The 17,218-nt window shown below is 34.6% G+C and carries 14 protein-coding genes and 1 tRNA gene; 3 read left to right on the top strand and 12 right to left on the bottom strand.

What is annotated here, in order from left to right; genetic code table 11:
• Positions 1-5 precede the first annotated feature (5 nt).
• On the bottom strand, positions 6-773 hold the full coding sequence (locus H600_RS0104705; RefSeq protein WP_026727709.1) for a ParA family protein: 768 nt from the start codon (positions 771-773) through the stop codon (positions 6-8).
• Between the two features lie 457 nt (positions 774-1,230).
• Here H600_RS0104705 and H600_RS0104700 point away from each other — a divergent pair, with 457 nt between their 5' ends.
• Positions 1,231-3,399 carry a hypothetical protein gene (locus H600_RS0104700; RefSeq protein WP_026727708.1) on the top strand — a complete coding sequence of 723 codons (2,169 nt, stop codon included), beginning with the start codon at positions 1,231-1,233 and terminating at the stop codon, positions 3,397-3,399.
• Between the two features lie 277 nt (positions 3,400-3,676).
• Here H600_RS0104700 and H600_RS0104695 read toward each other — a convergent pair.
• Positions 3,677-3,751 (bottom strand) — tRNA-Pro (locus H600_RS0104695).
• A 177-nt stretch (positions 3,752-3,928) separates the two neighbouring features.
• On the opposite strand from H600_RS0104695, the gene trxB reads away from it, so the two are divergent.
• Complete coding sequence (trxB, locus tag H600_RS0104690) at positions 3,929-4,876, top strand: thioredoxin-disulfide reductase (RefSeq protein WP_026727707.1); 948 nt, start codon at positions 3,929-3,931, stop codon at positions 4,874-4,876.
• A gap of 125 nt (positions 4,877-5,001) precedes the next feature.
• On the opposite strand, the gene H600_RS0104685 is transcribed toward trxB, so the two are convergent.
• The 5 genes from H600_RS0104685 to H600_RS0104665 form a co-directional block, all read right to left on the bottom strand.
• Positions 5,002-5,835, bottom strand: coding sequence for a GIN domain-containing protein (locus H600_RS0104685; protein ID WP_026727706.1), 834 nt, complete (start codon positions 5,833-5,835; stop codon positions 5,002-5,004).
• Between the two features lie 85 nt (positions 5,836-5,920).
• A complete protein-coding gene (locus H600_RS0104680) occupies positions 5,921-6,655 on the bottom strand; it encodes a head GIN domain-containing protein (RefSeq protein ID WP_026727705.1) in 735 nt (244 codons plus the stop codon).
• Between the two features lie 11 nt (positions 6,656-6,666).
• Positions 6,667-8,397 (bottom strand): PspC domain-containing protein, encoded by a 1,731-nt coding sequence (locus H600_RS0104675; RefSeq protein WP_026727704.1) that lies wholly within the window; start codon positions 8,395-8,397, stop codon positions 6,667-6,669.
• Between the two features lie 3 nt (positions 8,398-8,400).
• On the bottom strand, positions 8,401-8,733 hold the full coding sequence (locus H600_RS0104670) for a PadR family transcriptional regulator (RefSeq protein ID WP_017498072.1): 333 nt from the start codon (positions 8,731-8,733) through the stop codon (positions 8,401-8,403).
• Positions 8,734-8,856: 123 nt separating this feature from the next.
• Positions 8,857-9,336, bottom strand: coding sequence for a DUF4870 domain-containing protein (locus H600_RS0104665; protein WP_084157352.1), 480 nt, complete (start codon positions 9,334-9,336; stop codon positions 8,857-8,859).
• 231 nt (positions 9,337-9,567) lie between these two features.
• Between H600_RS0104665 and H600_RS0104660 the strand changes: the two genes are divergently transcribed.
• Entirely contained in the window at positions 9,568-10,020 is a 453-nt protein-coding gene (locus H600_RS0104660; RefSeq protein WP_026727702.1) for a DUF4442 domain-containing protein, read from the top strand.
• Between the two features lie 180 nt (positions 10,021-10,200).
• Here H600_RS0104660 and H600_RS22855 read toward each other — a convergent pair whose 3' ends face one another.
• The 5 genes from H600_RS22855 to H600_RS0104630 form a co-directional block, all read right to left on the bottom strand.
• Positions 10,201-10,356 carry a hypothetical protein gene (locus H600_RS22855; protein ID WP_157509875.1) on the bottom strand — a complete coding sequence of 52 codons (156 nt, stop codon included), beginning with the start codon at positions 10,354-10,356 and terminating at the stop codon, positions 10,201-10,203.
• A 134-nt stretch (positions 10,357-10,490) separates the two neighbouring features.
• Positions 10,491-12,734, bottom strand: coding sequence for a multicopper oxidase family protein (locus tag H600_RS0104650; protein ID WP_035108376.1), 2,244 nt, complete (start codon positions 12,732-12,734; stop codon positions 10,491-10,493).
• Between the two features lie 300 nt (positions 12,735-13,034).
• Entirely contained in the window at positions 13,035-15,569 is a 2,535-nt protein-coding gene (locus H600_RS0104645) for a heavy metal translocating P-type ATPase (protein ID WP_026727700.1), read from the bottom strand.
• Between the two features lie 520 nt (positions 15,570-16,089).
• The gene (locus tag H600_RS0104635; protein ID WP_026727698.1) at positions 16,090-16,608 is read right to left on the bottom strand and encodes a helix-turn-helix domain-containing protein; all 519 of its coding nucleotides are present in this window, start codon (positions 16,606-16,608) and stop codon (positions 16,090-16,092) included.
• Positions 16,609-16,652: 44 nt separating this feature from the next.
• Entirely contained in the window at positions 16,653-17,180 is a 528-nt protein-coding gene (locus H600_RS0104630) for a DUF3347 domain-containing protein (RefSeq protein WP_026727697.1), read from the bottom strand.
• Between the last annotated feature and the right edge of the window lie 38 nt (positions 17,181-17,218).

The following is a 17,218-nucleotide window of genomic DNA, read 5'->3' as shown; positions in this document are numbered from 1 at the left end:
AAAAACTATTTGCTGTTTTTCTTTATAATTTCTTGAGCTAAATGAATATAGTTCACGGCACCTTTACTTGTTGCATCATAGTTAATGATACTTTCTCCAAAACTTGGTGCTTCGCTTAATTTTACATTTCGCTGAATTACAGTATCAAAAACCATATCGTTGAAGTGTTTTTGAACTTCTTCTACAACCTGATTTGATAAACGTAATCTTGAATCGTACATCGTTAACAATAAACCTTCGATGTCAAGATCTGGGTTGTGTATTTTTTGAATACTTTTAATAGTGTTCAATAATTTTCCTAGTCCTTCAAGTGCAAAATATTCGCACTGAATAGGAATAACCACAGAGTCTGCGGCTGTTAAAGCATTCAAGGTCAACAAACCTAGAGATGGCGCACAATCAATAATGATATAGTCATATTCTTGTTTTGCTTCTTCTAATGCTTTTTTGAGCATATACTCACGGTTTTCTTTGTCAACCAACTCAATTTCGATAGCAACAAGGTCAATATGAGCTGGAATCACGTCGACATTTGGAGCTGTACATTTTAAAATGGCTTCTTTTGGTGTTACAGTATGTTCCAGAATCTGATATGTTCCTGTTTCAACTGTTTCTACATCAATTCCAAGGCCAGATGTGGCATTGGCTTGAGGATCAGCGTCGATCAACAATACTTTTTTTTCTAAAACACCTAATGAGGCAGCAAGATTTACTGATGTAGTAGTCTTTCCAACGCCTCCTTTTTGATTAGCAATAGCAATGATTTTGCCCATTTATTTTCTGAATTTTGAACCGTAAAAATACAATTATTTATGGTTTTTGAAAATCTATTTTGTTAACATTTAAGAAACTTTGTTTAATCGTTATGCGGTGGGTGTTCGGCAGAAAATAATTTTAGTTATGAATGAAATTAATGAAAGAATTTTGACTAGCTAAATTTATATTAATGCTAAAAAACATTCAGATTTAGTTTTTATTGTAAAAAAGTTGGATTCCATAAAATCGAAATAAAAATATAAGTTCAATCATTTTTTGTCAAGAAGTAACTTTTTGAGTGGTTTTGGTTTCTGGTTCAGTATGAAAAACCTATGATACGTCTCAGAAATCGTGATTTTGTATAGTTTTTGATGAGAAATTCAGGAACAAAATTGAACTCACAGATTAAAGATTATCGCTATTTTTCGAATCCTTAAAAACTATATTACTATTAAAACCAAAAAAGATTTTTTTATGATTAAAAAGGGAATCTCTTTATCTGTGGTATTTGGATTAATGCTTGTTTTGTGCAGTTTTGTGTCACCTTATGAGCCAGCTGAAAAAATACAGAAAGATAAAATTGAACGCAAAATTGTTTATAACAAAAAGAAACACAACATTACTTTATCTTGGTCGGCTTTTGGCTCTTCGGGAAATTATGTCATTACGAGAGGAGGAAGTCGGCTAGCATCAGATTTTGTGTCGGTTGGTTCTACTTCAAAATCGACTTTTACGGATAATAATCCAAATGCCGATAAATACGAGAACTATTATAAAATTTCTCGTAATGATATAACGATAGTGATTTCGTTGGAAAATCAGATTTTTGGCGACAACATCTATTTCTATGACAGAAAACATGAAAAAGCTGAAACAGCACGAAATGATATAAATTCTCAATTTAGTAGCATTGGTTTAGGCGGTGCAAATGGAGAATGGACAACAAAACGTCAGGCCTATTATTTTAAGCCAAATGTAAGTGGACAAACTTATGATGTTGGTGGGTCGGGTTCGGGTTCGTCAACAGAGGCTAACGCAATCGAATTAGGGTTTTATTCTCATATAGGAGGTTTGGGAAAAGTTCCTTCAGATGTAAAACTAGGCGCAATATTTACACGGCCTCATCTTTCTGGCGGTGCAAATGCAACCTGTACTTTTTGGCGTTCTGTTGAAAATGTAGAAATAATGCGTGATTTTTCATGGACAGTTTCTCAATCAACAAGTGCGAGAAGGTTGTTGATCGAAAGTACTTCTAAATATATTTCAGATATAGGAGATACCAACTTTTGGGGGAGTGGCGGTTTTATTGCTGATGCTCATTATACAACTAACCGACCAAATTGGAAGGGACAACAGCAATGGTATACTCGAAATACTATTTTTCCTGCAGGCTCTGGAGCAATGGGTGGTTCCTATAATATGGTTTGGCAAGGTTGTGTTAATGCTCCACAAGCGAATGAGTCCAATTCTCCAATTTCAAATACGCCAATTATTAGAGAAAAACCTTTTCTTTTTATTGATAAAGATGGCGAGTATAAAGTATTTGTTCCGGCTTGGCAAAAAGATCGAGTAGGAATTTCTTGGTCATCAAGTGATATGGGTAAAGGCCAAATTCAGGATTTGCTTAGCGATTGGTATGTTGCTAAAGAAGGTGATACTGATATAGAAATCAACAATGCTTTGAAAGCTGGGAAAAACATATTTTTCACTCCAGGACATTATTCGCTAAATGCTCCAATTCAAGTGAATAGGAAAGACGCGATACTTTTAGGAGCTGGAATTGCTTCAGTAACATTAGAGCCAACTGAGAAAAATACTTGGGGATGTATTTATGCTGATGACAAAGATGGGATTATCGTAGCGGGTCTTCTTATGGATTCGTTCAATAGTACAACATATCAAATTAGGATAGGGAATGAAGGGGCAAAAGCTGATCATTCTGAAGATCCAATTCTGCTGACAGATATTACTTGTAGAGTAGGTGGGGTTCAATCGAAAAATATTCAGATTCAGGTTGCAATGCAAATTAATAGTAATAATGTTGTTGGAGATCACTTTTGGCTTTGGCGTGCTGATCATGGTTCGCAAAAAGGCGGCCCTGTAAGATGGACAAGAGACAGATGTAAAAACGGACTTATTGTTACAGGCAATGATGTTACGCTTTATGCCTTATTTGTTGAGCATTTTCAAGAATATGAGGTGTTGTGGCTTGGGGAGCGTGGCAGAACTTATTTCTTTCAAAATGAACCTCCATATGACGCGCCAAATCAAGCCACTTGGAGCAGTCAAGGAGGCAAAGTAGATGGTTATGCGGCTTTTAAAGTTGCAAATTCAGTAAAAGAACATCACACTATAGGAATGGGATCGTATGCTGTTTTTACGGGAACTGATGGAAATGTGAATAAGAAAAATGGTTTTGAAGTGCCAAACACTCCAAATGTAAAACTTGAAAAAATGTGTATCACGCGTTTTGCTGGCCCGGGGAATATTCAAAATGTTATTAACAGCACTGGTGGAAGTACGGCAACTGGTGCAAAACGTGTAGCAGTATATAATAATGAATCGGGTATACAGCCTTTTGACGAAGAATTTGTCTTGCCAAGTCGGGAATCGTATCCTGTTTACATTAATATGGAGAAATAAGTAAATACAATGTTTTTTAGTATAGCCTTCGGTTTCAACCGTGGGCTTTTTTTTTGTAATTGAATAATGAGGTTTGGTTTTCAGTTTATTGCAAAAAAAAAAGTCTTTTCAAAATGAAAAGACTTTAGTCGGGGTGGCAGTCCCGAAAGCTTTCGGGAGAACCTGCGGCCTTCCCGATCTCAATCGGGACGTGATAACCGTTCACTATATTTCTTTTTAAAAGATTTTCAGTTTATTGCAAAAAAAAGTCTTTTCAAAATGAATGAAAAGACTTTTGTCGGGGTGGCAGGATTCGAACCTGCGGCCTCCTGCTCCCAAAGCAGGCGCGATAACCGGGCTACGCTACACCCCGAAGATGCATTTGTGGTACTGCCCGAAAGCGGATGCAAAGATATAAATAAATTTCGTTTACAAAAGGAAATAATGAAAATAAATAAAACTTATTTCAAGATAGTTATTTCGGATTTATTTTAGACCTAATTTTTTATAATAAAGTTTACATTTGCATCACAAAAAAACTATTCACATTATGTCAGATACAATCGAAAAAATTAAATGTCTTATTATAGGTTCTGGTCCTGCAGGTTATACTGCAGCTATTTATGCGGCTAGAGCTAACATGAATCCGGTGTTATATCAAGGACTGCAGCCTGGTGGTCAATTGACTACAACCAATGAGGTTGAAAACTTTCCAGGTTATGTTGATGGAGTTACTGGACCAGAAATGATGATTCAATTGCAAGAGCAAGCAAAACGTTTTGGTGCTGATATTCGTGATGGCTGGGCTACAAAAGTTGATTTTTCAGGAGATATTCATAAAGTTTGGATTAACGATACAATCGAATTACACTGTGAAACGGTAATTATTTCTACAGGTGCTTCGGCTAAATATTTAGGATTACCATCAGAACAACATTATTTGAATATGGGTGGAGGAGTTTCTGCTTGTGCTGTTTGCGACGGATTCTTCTACAGAAATCAAGAAGTTGTAATTGTTGGTGCTGGAGATTCTGCTTGTGAAGAAGCACATTACTTGTCTAAACTTTGCAAAAAAGTGACGATGTTAGTGAGAAGCGAAAAATTTAGAGCTTCAAAAATCATGGAAGAACGCGTTCGCAAAACTGAAAATATCGAGATTTTAATGAACCACGATACTGTTGAAGTTCTTGGAGATAATAATGTAGTTCACGCTATCAAAGCTTTAAATAAAACTACTGGAGAAGTTATCGAAATTCCAGCAACTGGTTTCTTTGTAGCAATTGGCCACAAGCCAAACACTGATATTTTTAAAGATTATATTACACTTGATGAAACTGGTTATATTGTAAATACTCCAGGAACATCAAATACAAATGTAGCAGGTGTATTTGTAGCGGGAGATGCTGCAGACCACGTGTATCGTCAAGCAATTACTGCTGCAGGTACAGGATGTATGGCAGCGCTTGATGCTGAAAGATATTTAGCTTCAAAAGAGTAATCTCTAGTATTCAGTCACAGTCGCAGTTTACAGACTAAAAAACAAAAGTCCTAATCTTATGATTGGGACTTTTGTTTTTTAGATTCTTTTCAGATTGCAAACTGAGACTGGTTACTGCGACTAAATTATTTTATTTTCTTAAACAATTTAGCTTCTTCAGAAAAGCGGGTCAATTGAATTGTTGGATTTCCGAATAATGAAAGTTCGGATTTGTCGCCAACAGCAATTGAAATGTTGGTTTCTGCTAAAATGCTTCCAACTGAATAACTTTCGGCAGTAACATTTGCATCTTTTAAAGTAAATTTAATTCCCGTGAAAACCGAATTGTTATCTAAACGAATAGTTGCTTTTTCAGCAATTCCTTCTATTATAGCATTTGATTTTTGGTACAAATCGCAGTTGAATTTTAAGGCCGAAACCAAGGATTTTAATACTGCATTTTTGCTCAATTGAATTGTAGCTTCGTCTGCTTTTAAGTTGATTTCTGCCCTCGATTTGTCATCAGCAACTAAGCCAAATTTCTTGGCATTTACATTTAAATATAATTTTGAAAAATCAACGCTGTTAAATGTAATGTCATCTAATTTTAATTCTTGAATGGCATAAATAACAGCATCATTTTTTGCAATTACTTTGTTTAATGTCCCTGTGTAAGTTACACGTACAGAAAGTTTTTTGAAAATTGTACTTTCTTTTGAAGTGTACAAACGAAGCGTTTTATCTCTTAAATCCATCGCAACAATATCATGAAGATTGTCATCGGCTTCAATTTTGATTTCGTTTTTTTCTCCGCGCTCTAAATAAACTTCTAGATTGTCGTCTACTTCAAGTCCGTCAAAGCTTCCAACTTCCTTTATTGATGTCGTAACGATTTTTGTTCCTTTTACTTTTTCTCTTCTTTGTGCAAAAGTTAATGTTGTGACTAACAACAACAAAATCAGGGCAATATTTTTTTTCATTAATTCTTGATTTGATTTTGACAAATATAAAAAAATCATCCACTTTTGATGAATGATTTCTTTTATATTTAACACTTGAATAGTGTTATGCTTTACTGACAGTACCACCTGAATTTTCTGATTTTTCATATATTTTAGGGTCTGTATCAAAATTGATACTTCCTCCGCTAGATGCTTCTGCTTTCAGTCTTACAATAGGATGAACATTTATGCTGGCACCGCTTGAAGCTTCAGCATGAACTTCATTTGCAAGCAGTTTTTCTGCATTGATACTAGAACCACTTGAAGCTGAAGTTCTAATTTTTAAAGCTTTTCCTTCAACAGAAACAGAGCTTCCGCTTCCAGAATCAACTGAAATATTATCAGACTCTACATTTACATTCATGGTTGCTGCACTCGATGTTTCAAGATCAATATCTTGTGCCTGAATTACATTTTTGCTTTGTACAGAGGCAGCGCTTGAAGCTTCTAATTTGTCGATAACCGGCATTTTTACTGTTACTTTTTTAGTAGTTACATTTCTGAATGAGCTGAATTTGCAGCTAATTACCAATGTTCCATCTTCTACTTTTGTAATGATTTCTTTTTGGATGTTATCATCTGCTTCAACAACAATTTCGGTTGAATCAGATTGTACAATAACAAGATCAATGGCATTGCTCACTTTTACTTTTTTGAAATCTCCTTGAACAATTCTTTTTTCAGTTGTTACATTACCGCTTCCTTCTACTGCATTCACATTAAAGTTGCAAGAGGCAAACAATAATGCGGTAACAGTTGCAATAATAAATTTTGTAATATGAATGATTATTTTGATCATGGCCTTAGTTGTTAGTTGATTTTAATTATAACTCCGTTTTTATCAGTGGTTAGCTTTCCTTTAGTTTTTTTTCCGTTTAAAATCTCTTTTCCATTAACTTTAATCGAAACTTCTTTAATCGTGTCATTTTCAATAGTGGTTTCTTCACTATTATAATCTCCATCATTAAATTCGTTTTCATCTGCAGGACAGTTCAAACATTTTATTTTTGAACCTTCAACTTTGTAATTGTAATCACCGCTGAAGTGCAAGTTGAAAAATTCATTTTCAGAATCATCATAATCTTGTACTGAAGAATCTGGTTTAAATAATTGCCCTTCTGGTAAGTACAAATATACATCAACTTCTTGTCCTCTAAACTTATTTTTTACATCTGTAAGAAAATAATTATCCAAAATTAAATGATTTCCGTTAATTTGAATATTATAATTGATTTTTTCTGCTCTTCTTTTTGCACTTGAGAATGAGTTTCCTCTCGCACTTTTTTCGATTTGCAAGTAAGCAGAAGCATTATCAGTGTGTAAAACATGCAAACGCACATCATTAGAATAAATCAAGTCATTGTTTGCAGAATCTTGTACAAATTCAAATTCTCTGTGGTGGTTCAAATCTTTAGCGTAATAATCACTGTATCTGAATTTTACATAAAGAGTGTCTTTTGGAGAAATATTCAATGATCTTTTCTCAACTGTTTTGTTGTCATAAGATATTTCAGTTGCTTGCTTAATTCCAAAACTGATTGCAATTGTAACAGAGATAATCCAAATGGCTAACAAAGTGTATTTTGTAATATTTCCGATTGATTTTAAGTTTGGAGACAACAATTTAAATCCTAACAAAGTCAAGAAGAAAAATGGAATTCCAACTGCAAAAAGCATCAGTAGACCGAAAGACCAAATTGGGTACTCTGTAAAGTTTCCTGCCTCAATAAAGTTTTGCCAAGGGAAATCAATAAAAACATTTGTTCCTAAAGTAAATACACCTATTAACAATAATATTAAAGTAGTGATTCCTGCCATTATCAAGATTACGCCCAAAAATTTAGCGAAGATTTTAAAAACCGTCATGATAAAGTCTCCAAATGAACTACTTATTCTCTCAGCTCCCGACTTTACTTGGTTTCCCATTTTGTCATAATCTGCATTTTTGAATTTTTCAGACAATGAATCAATTTCTTCACGAACTTTTTTTTCGATGTTTGAAATCGTAACAGGCTCTCCGGTCATTTCCAGTTTTTCTGAAGTTGTTACCGCTTCAGGAGTTACAATCCAAAGAACGAAATAAGCTAAGATTCCAGTTCCAAAGCCTGCAAAAACAAATACTAAGAAGATGATTTTGATCCATACGGCATCAACTCCAAAATAATGTCCTAAACCTGTTGCAACTCCACCGATCATACCTTTTTCTTTATCACGATATAATTTTTTGTGTTGTCTTGCACTGTAATTATTGAACGATTGATTTTGATTTTCTTCCTCTTCAATTCGGTAATCTTCTGGTTGTCCCATCACCGCAATCACTTCGTCAATGTCTTTTAAGCCAACAACATGTTTTTCGCTTTTTTGTTTTTCTGTTAATAATTCAGAAACGCGCATTTCGATATCTTTAATGATTTCATCTTGTCCAGACGAATTGTTTAATGATCGTTTTATAGCGTCAAAATAGCGTGTCAATTTTAAATATGCATCTTCATCGATGTGAAAAAACATACCGCCTAAGTTAATATTTACTGTTTTGTTCATGACTTATTGATTTTGATTGGTGATTAGTTTTACGGCGTCAGATAATTCTGTCCAAGTGCCGCTAAGTTCGTTTAAAAAAGTTTGTCCTATCTCGGTTAATCCATAATATTTTCGTGGTGGCCCTGAGGTCGATTCTTCCCAGCGATAATTTAGCAAACCGTCGTTTTTCAGCCTGGTTAAGAGCGGATAAACTGTGCCCTCAACAACTAATAATTTTGCGTTTTTTAAAGTGTCTAATATTTCAGATGTATATGCGTCTTTTTCTTTTAATACTGATAAGATGCAAAACTCAAGAACACCTTTGCGCATCTGTGCTTTTGTGTTTTCAATGTTCATAATTTCATTTTGTTTTTTTTAGATTGAACAATTCGTTTTTTGATTGATGATGATTGATTGATGATTGATTTCGAATTTATTCTATTAGAATTAGTTCGTATAACTTTTAATCTTTTTTAAGTGTTACTTTATAAAAGGAATCGTAAGCGGATAATTGTATAATTCTCCGTTTGAAGCTTTTATTGAAGCATAAATCACTAAAAAGAATTCAACAAATTTTAGCAATCCAAAAAGTAAAACAGCTGTTGCACCAATACTTAATAATCCAATGTTTCCTTCAAAATTAAAATTTCTGATTACGAAATCTTCGTCGTTAAAAACAGCTTCCATTGGAATGTTCTGCAATACTACTGATACGAAAATCGGAATTGCGATTAAAGCTAAAATTAAAGTGTAAAGCAATAAACTCAATTGAAAATTCAATGTCTGTTTTCCGTGGTGATTTACAAATTCTGATTTGTCTTTGTAGCTCGACCAAAAAATGATTGGGAAAATATAATTCCCAAACGGAATAATGTACTGGCTTAATGTACTTAAGTGCGTAAACGCAGCAGTGTTTCTTTCTGATGATGTTTCCATGATGAGTGGTGTTGTTGTTTCCATGATTAAAAGTATATAGTAATTTCTTATGCAAATATATGGCTAAAAAACAGTATCTTGTTTTACATAGTACCAAATATTAACAAAATTTTAACAAGTTTAAAATTTGTAAGGAATTGATAATTGGCTAAAAATCATTCGGAATCCCTGATTTTATTGACATTTTTTGAAAGTGTATCGAATTTATTGTGCATGCATAGTTTTTTTGTATTTTTACATAAAAAAAATAAATCTATGGCCGTTTCAGTTTCCAAACTCAACAAATTTGTATTGTTCAAATTACCTTCAGCATACTTTTGCGGGGTGCGTGTAAAAGCTATCGATAAAGACAGCTGTATTGTTTCTGTTAAGCATCGCTGGATAAATCAAAATCCGTTTAATTCGATGTATTTTGCGGTTCAGGCTATGGCGGCGGAATTGACCACAGGGGCTTTGGTGATTTCTCAAATTCAGGAAAGTGGCAGAAAGATCTCAATGTTAGTTGCTAATAATAAAGGAAACTTTACTAAAAAAGCGACTGGTAGAATCACATTTGTTTGCAACGACGGACATTTAATTGCTGAAGCGATTCAAAGAACGATTGAAACTGGTGAGGGACAAACGTTCTGGATGAAATCAATTGGAACAAATGAAGAAGGAGTTCAGGTTTCAGAAATGGATTTTGAGTGGAGTGTTAGATTGAAATAATTTTAAATCGTTTTGCCACGAATTTCACGAATTGTCACTAATTTTAAGTTGGAAAACTAAATGCGTTATTCGATTTACACAAATTAATTCGTGTTAATTCGTGAAATTCGTGGCAAAAACAAACCATAAAAAAAGGCCTCAAAAATTTTTGAGGCCTTTTTCTTGAAATATAATTTCAGCTTATTTTTTAACGCAACAAGATTTTTTGTCTTTTTTGTCTGTTGTTTTTTTACAACAAGATTCTTTTTTTGCTTTTTCCTTTTTAGGTGTAGTATCTTGTGCATTCATGCCAATGGTAAATAAAGCAACAGTAAGGATTGTAACTACTTTTGTCATTTTGATTTAATTTATTTTGTTAGAGAATTGTAATTGGTGAATCAAATATAACAACATTTCTTAAGGTTGATTCTTACAATTTAGTTAATGTTTTGATAATATAATTTGAGTGAGAATTAAATGAGGATTTAGAATTAATAATTCAAATTAATCCCAAAACCAATTCCCATATCGCTGTCATAATGCGTTGTGATTCCGAAGTTTCGAGCAACGATGTATTTTAAACCAGCCATATATTCTTTATCGGTATTCCACATTAAATTCATTCGAAGTCTTTGTGAAAGCGGAATATCTTTTCGTTCAAATTGTACTCTCACATTTCCATCCGTATAAACCTCAACTTGCGCTTTTATGAGCATTGGTAAAGTATATTCAAGACCCGCACTGAAAACCGAGCGATTGTCCTTGGTGTTTTTTTGCCCAAAAAGATTCTGTTCCTGTTCGTCCATTCTCATTTTTCGATAGCGCCAGTCAAAACCAATAAAAGGCATCAGCCACTGATTTTTACCAATATATCGTCCAATATGAGTTTCGGTTTCATAACCATGTTTGTCATTGTAACCTAATCTCCATTCGGTTCCGATGCTCCAACGCGTGTTGCTGTACATGGCTTCTCCGTCATTTCCGTTTGAAGCAAAATCATTTTCTGCCATAAAATGAAACATGCGATCGTCCATTTTCAGCATTTTGAAAGCCATTTCCGGATGATGAATCAACGGATTTGGAGCTGAATTTTCGTAAGTAAATATTCTTCCCATTCCCGCCATCATGTGATATAAAATATGACAGTGAAAAAACCAGTCACCATCAGCATTTGCCTGGAATTCGATGGTATCGCTTTCCATTGGCATAATATCAATTACATTTTTCAGCGGAGAATAATCGCCATGTTCGTTTATAATTCTAAAATCATGTCCGTGCAAATGCATGGGATGGCGCATCATCGAACCGTTGTATAAAACGATACGAACGTTTTCTCCTTTTTTGATTAAAATTTTATCCGTTTCAGAAACCACTTTATTATCCAAACTCCAAACGTAACGATTCATATTTCCAGAAAGCGTAAAACGCAATTCCTTAACAGGTGCATCTTTTGGAAGATTCGTTTTAAAAGGAGATTTCAGCATTCCATAATTCAAAGTCACAATTTCAGAAGTTTCAGTGCTGTCACTTTCCATTTTCATGTCTTCCATATTGTGATCGGAATGATCCATTGCAGGTTTTGCATTTTCATCTTCACCTGAAATTTCAGGATACATTACGGCATTCATGTCCATTTTATTCAAAGACATATTCATGCCCATGTCGTTCATTTCTCCGTTCATTTTCATCATATCGTTCATCATTTTCATTCCTTCAAAATATTTTAATTTCGAAAGATGATGAACAGGCTGTTTTTCTCCATTTCCTAAAAACAAAGATGCAGATCCAGTTCGGTCTTCGGCTGTAGCCAAAAAAGCAAAAGATTTATGGTCTTCCGGAATGGTAACCACAACGTCATAAGTTTCCGAAACCGCAATAATCAAACGATCAACTTCTACGGGTTCGACATCATTTCCATCACTTGCTACCACGGTGATTTTTCCTCCGCCATAAGTCAGCCAGAAATAACTGGAAGCACCTCCGTTGGCAATTCGCAATCGGACTTTTGAGCCGGGTTTGAGATCTGAAAACTGTTGCTCATTTTTACCATTAATTAAAAACTTTTCATAATAAACATCGCTGACATCCATGGCATTCATTCTTTTCCATTCGTTGACCACTTTGGTCGAAAAATGTCCTTGTTTTATGGCTTCGGCATAACTTTGCGTCGTTCCTTTTTTGATCGCAAACCAATCGTTGGCATTGTGAAGCATTCGCTGTATATTCTCAGGTTTCAGATCTGACCATTCACTTAAAATAACTGGAATAGTTGGCAAATCGTCAATTCCCTTTCTAATTGTTGCATCGTCTTTTTTCTTGTTGATGATAAAAAGTCCGTACAAACCAATTTGTTCTTGCAAACCCGAATGACTGTGATACCAATACGTTCCATTCTGAATAATTGGAAAAGTATATTTGTGGGTTGTTCCAGGTTCAATCGGCATTTGCGTTAAATAGGGAACTCCGTCTTCTTTATTTGGCAGAAATAATCCGTGCCAGTGCATCGAAGTCGTTTCTTTTTTGAGTTCATTATGCACATAAATTTCCGCAATATCGCCTTCGGTAAAAGTCAGAGTTGGCATCGGAATTTGTCCATTAACGGAAATCGCACGTTTTTCTTTACCAGAAAAATTGACAATGGTATCGCGAACATGCAAATCGTAACGCACTACTTTTTGAGCTTTCATCTGAAAAGCAATTAAAAAAGGGATTATAATATATTTAATATTAATCATGGATTGTAATTTTAAATCAATTGAGTACAATTTAATTTTATTAAGCTCCAGCGGAGCTAAATATTTATAGAGATTTAATTATGTTGATATAAAAGAGCTCCAGCGGAGCGAAATATGCAGTCAATGTAAAAAAGGTGTCGCTCCGCTGGAGCTTTACTACTGAGACTAAATACTATTTCTATAAATATTTCGCTTCTCCGAAGCGTTTTTTTGTCTAATGTTTTTCGTAGCGTTATTAAATACCTTATTTAATCTTCTAATAATTATCTTTCTATGTGTTTAGAATAATTTCGCTCCAACTTACAATTTTAGATTTCGCAATCGCAAAGCATTTACGATTACGGATACAGAACTCAAACTCATGGCAACCGCAGCCAACATCGGCGAAAGCAATATTCCTAAAAACGGATATAAAATTCCGGCGGCAATTGGCACGCCCAAAGTATTGTAGATAAAAGCAAAAAATAAATTTTGTTTGATATTTGACATTACCGCATGGCTGAGGTTTTTGGCTTTTACAATTCCGTTTAAATCACCTTTTACTAAAGTAATTTTAGCGCTTTCGATTGCAACATCAGTTCCGGTTCCCATTGCAATTCCGATATTGGATTGCGCCAAAGCCGGTGCATCATTAATTCCGTCTCCAGCCATTGCGACAATTTTTCCTTGTGCTTGCAAACGCTCGATTTCTTTTAATTTATCTTCTGGAAGACAATCTGCTTTGAAAGAACTCAAATGCAAATGTTCTGCAACGGCTTTTGCGGTATTATGATTGTCGCCAGTCATCATGATAACCTCAACGCCTTGAGCAATTAATTCTTTAATGGCTTTTGCGCTATTTTCTTTGATGGCATCGGTAATGGCAACATAACCTAAAACAATATTTTCAATTGCGATGTAAGAAATAGTTTTCCCTAAATTTTGTTCGGATGTAACTTTTTGTTCTAAATCACTAGAAATAGAAGCGCCGATTTCTTCCATTAATTTTTTATTTCCTAAAGCTACTTTTTTGCCTTCGATAGTTCCTAAAACACCTTTTCCTGCAATAGTTTCAAAACCTTGAACTTCTTTAAATGAACTATTTTTTGCTTTCGCGAAATTGACTACGGCTTGCGCCAAAGGATGTTCGCTATGCTGATTTAGAGAAGCAATGTTTTGAAGCAGAAAATCTTCCTCATTAGTAACCGAATAGACTTTTTCTACAGATGGTTTTCCTTCTGTAATGGTTCCGGTTTTATCGGTAATCAAAACATCGATTTTATTCATGTTTTCCAAAGCTTCGGCATTTTTAATTAAAATTCCGTTTTGAGCGCCTTTTCCAACTCCGACCATAACAGACATTGGAGTTGCGAGTCCAAGTGCACAAGGACAAGCAATTATTAGAACGGCAATCGCATTAATTAATCCGTAAACATAGGCTGGTTCTGGACCAAATTTTGCCCAAGCAAAAAAGGTTAAAATTGAAATAATAACAACCGTTGGTACAAAATATTTAGAAACACGATCGGCTAATTTCTGAATTGGGGCGCGAGATCTGCTTGCATCATTTACCATTTGGATAATCTGCGAAAGCATCGTTTCTGAACCCACTTTTTCAGCAATCATTACAAATGATTTGATTCCATTTATAGTTCCAGAAATTACAGCATCGCCTATTTTTTTATCAACTGGAATTGGTTCTCCCGTAATCATCGATTCGTCTATACTGCTTTCGCCAGAAGTTATTTTTCCGTCAACCGGAATTTTTTCTCCTGGTTTTACACGTAGTAAATCACCTTTTTTTATGTTGTGAATGGAAATAACTTTATCAATTCCATTTTCTACCAAAGTGGCTTCAGTTGGAGCTAATTTTAGTAATTCTTTTATTGCGCCATTCGTTTGTCCGTGAGCTTTTGCTTCCAATAATTGTCCTAATAAAACTAAAGTGATAATTACGGTCGAAGCTTCGAAATACAAATGAATCGTTCCGTGATGCGATTTGAATTCGGATGGAAAAATATCAGGAAAAAACATTCCGACAATGCTAAATAGGAAAGCAACGCTCGTTCCAATTCCTATTAGCGTGAACATATTCAAATTCCAAGTCACAATTGATTTGTAAGCGCGAACGAAAAACATCCAGCCTGCATAAAATAAAACGGGAATTGAAAATAAGAATTGAACCCAATTCCATTTCTCAATAGACATGATATTGTAAAGTGGATTATTCGTAATCATTTCTGACATTGAAATAATGAAAATTGGAAGCGTAAACAGAATCGCGATTTTCATTTTCTTCAATAAATCAGAATAGGTTTTGTTTTCTTCACTTTCTGAAGCCTGCATCGGAACCAAATCCATTCCACAAATTGGACAATCTCCCGGTTCATTTGAAACGATTTCAGGATGCATCGGACAAGTAAATTGTGTTGAAGTTATGGCAACTTGAGGAACTAAATCCATTCCGCAAACCGGACAGTCTCCAGGTTTGTTGTAGGTTTTGTTGCCTTCGCAATGCATTGGACAATAATAAACGCCATTTGCACTGTGTTGGTGTACTTTTTTAGTTTCTGTTTTATGATGATCGTGGTTCTCTTTTTTATGAGCTGAACAACAAGATTTTTCAGCTGTTTCAGAATGGTTTTTAGGAGAATCCATTTCAATGGTATAATTTCCAGCCACCGATAAAACTTCTTGAAATTTTTCTGTCGGCACATGTTTGTCCATTGTGATCGTAGCCGTTGGCGGATTCAAAGTCACTTCTGCCTGAACGCCCTCTACTTCATTCAAAGTTTTTTCGACTTTGGTTCGGCATCCGTTGCAAGACATTCCTGAAATTATATATTGATGAGTCATTGTATTGGTTTTTAAGTATTACAATGCAAATTTCCGAAGTATGTGTGAGTTTGGTTTGTAGAATTTTGGGAATGATTTGTAAGATTTACGAAATGCTGTTTTTAACCGCAAAGGGCGCAAGGTTTTTTTGATTAGCGTGGCTTTGTAAAAACGCAAAGTTCGCAAAGCTTTGTCGAAAATATCTTTACGAATTCTATATAAAACATAGCCCAAGGTTTCAACCTTGGGAAACGCATTTTGTTCCAATCTTTGTGTACCCAAGGTTGAAACCTTGGGCTATGTCCTCAATAAATTGCGAAATCGCTATGTAAAAAAGTTAGCCACAGATTAAGAGATTAAAAAGATTTTTTAAATCTGTGTTAATCTGTATAATCTGTGGCTAAATAAAACCTTTGCGCTCTTTGCGGTAAAATCTCTCGCAGATTCCGCAGATTGAACAGATTTATTTTTATTAATCAAAATTATCTGCTTAATCTGTTTAAATCTGCGAGAGAATGATTTTTGCGCCTTTTGGAGAAAATCAAATATTCTCGATCTGAATACGCTTATTATCTTTCAATTGTTTGAAGGAAGTAGGAGTGTAGCCGGTAATTTTCTTGAATTGATTACTCAAATGCGCGACGTTGCTGTAGTTGAGAATATCAGCGATTTCACTTAACGAAAGCTCATTATAAATCAATAATTCTTTTACTTTTTCGATTTTTTGGCTGATAAAATACTTTTCGATTGTAGTGTTTTCGATTTCAGAAAACAAATTGCTCAGTGAATTATAATCCTGATTTAAGTTTTCTGCCAGATATTCTGATAGGTTGATTTTTAAATCATTGTTTTTATGATGAACCAAATCGACAATTAGGTTTTTTATTCTTTCGACGGTTTTTGTTTTTTTATCATCAATTAAATCAAAACCTAAAGCTTGCAGATTTTTCAGCAAAACTTCTTTCTTATCATCACTGATTTCTTCTTTCAATTCAACTTCACCAAGTTCGACAGAAATCGTTTGGAGTCCAAGTTTTTCGAACTCAGACTCCACAACCATTTTACATCGGGCACACACCATGTTTTTGATGTAGAGCTTCATATTTATTTAATCGTTTCTACCACGTTTCCGCAAGTTAGCATTGATGAGCCGTAATACGGATTCTTAACTGCTTTTTCTTTGCTTAACCAGTCAGCATCTGCCATTGGGCAATATTGTTTGTAGATTGGCTGGTCCGGACTTGAAACTTTTATTAAATCATAAGTGCTTTTTGATAATGATTTAAACGTATCGCGTTGTTTTTTTAGATCTGCCGTAGACGAAATACTTTTGGCATCGGCAGTTAATTTTTTAACTACTTTCATCCAAACGGTATGTTCGTTGCTTTTCAGTTTGTCCATTTTTACCGCTGAAATTGCTGTCAGTAAATCTTTGGCTTTCGCCGAAGTCAGTTTGCTGTCACTTTTAATTAGCGCATCTTTTACATTAAAATAAGCATCGTAAACAGATTGTAATTGAGAATCTGCAGTTTCGATTGTTGTTAATTCAGAATTATTGTTTTTTGCCTGAATCGTATTTGTGCTAAATAATACGGTAAGCGCTGTTGCTAGAGCTATGATTGATTTTTTCATTGTATATAATATTTGAGTAAAGGATTTATTTCCTTTAA

The sequence above is a fragment of the Flavobacterium denitrificans DSM 15936 genome (assembly GCF_000425445.1).
GTDB classification, from domain to species: domain Bacteria; phylum Bacteroidota; class Bacteroidia; order Flavobacteriales; family Flavobacteriaceae; genus Flavobacterium; species Flavobacterium denitrificans.
Note: the sequence above shows the minus strand (reverse complement) of the source record. Positions and strands in the feature narration are given on the sequence as shown.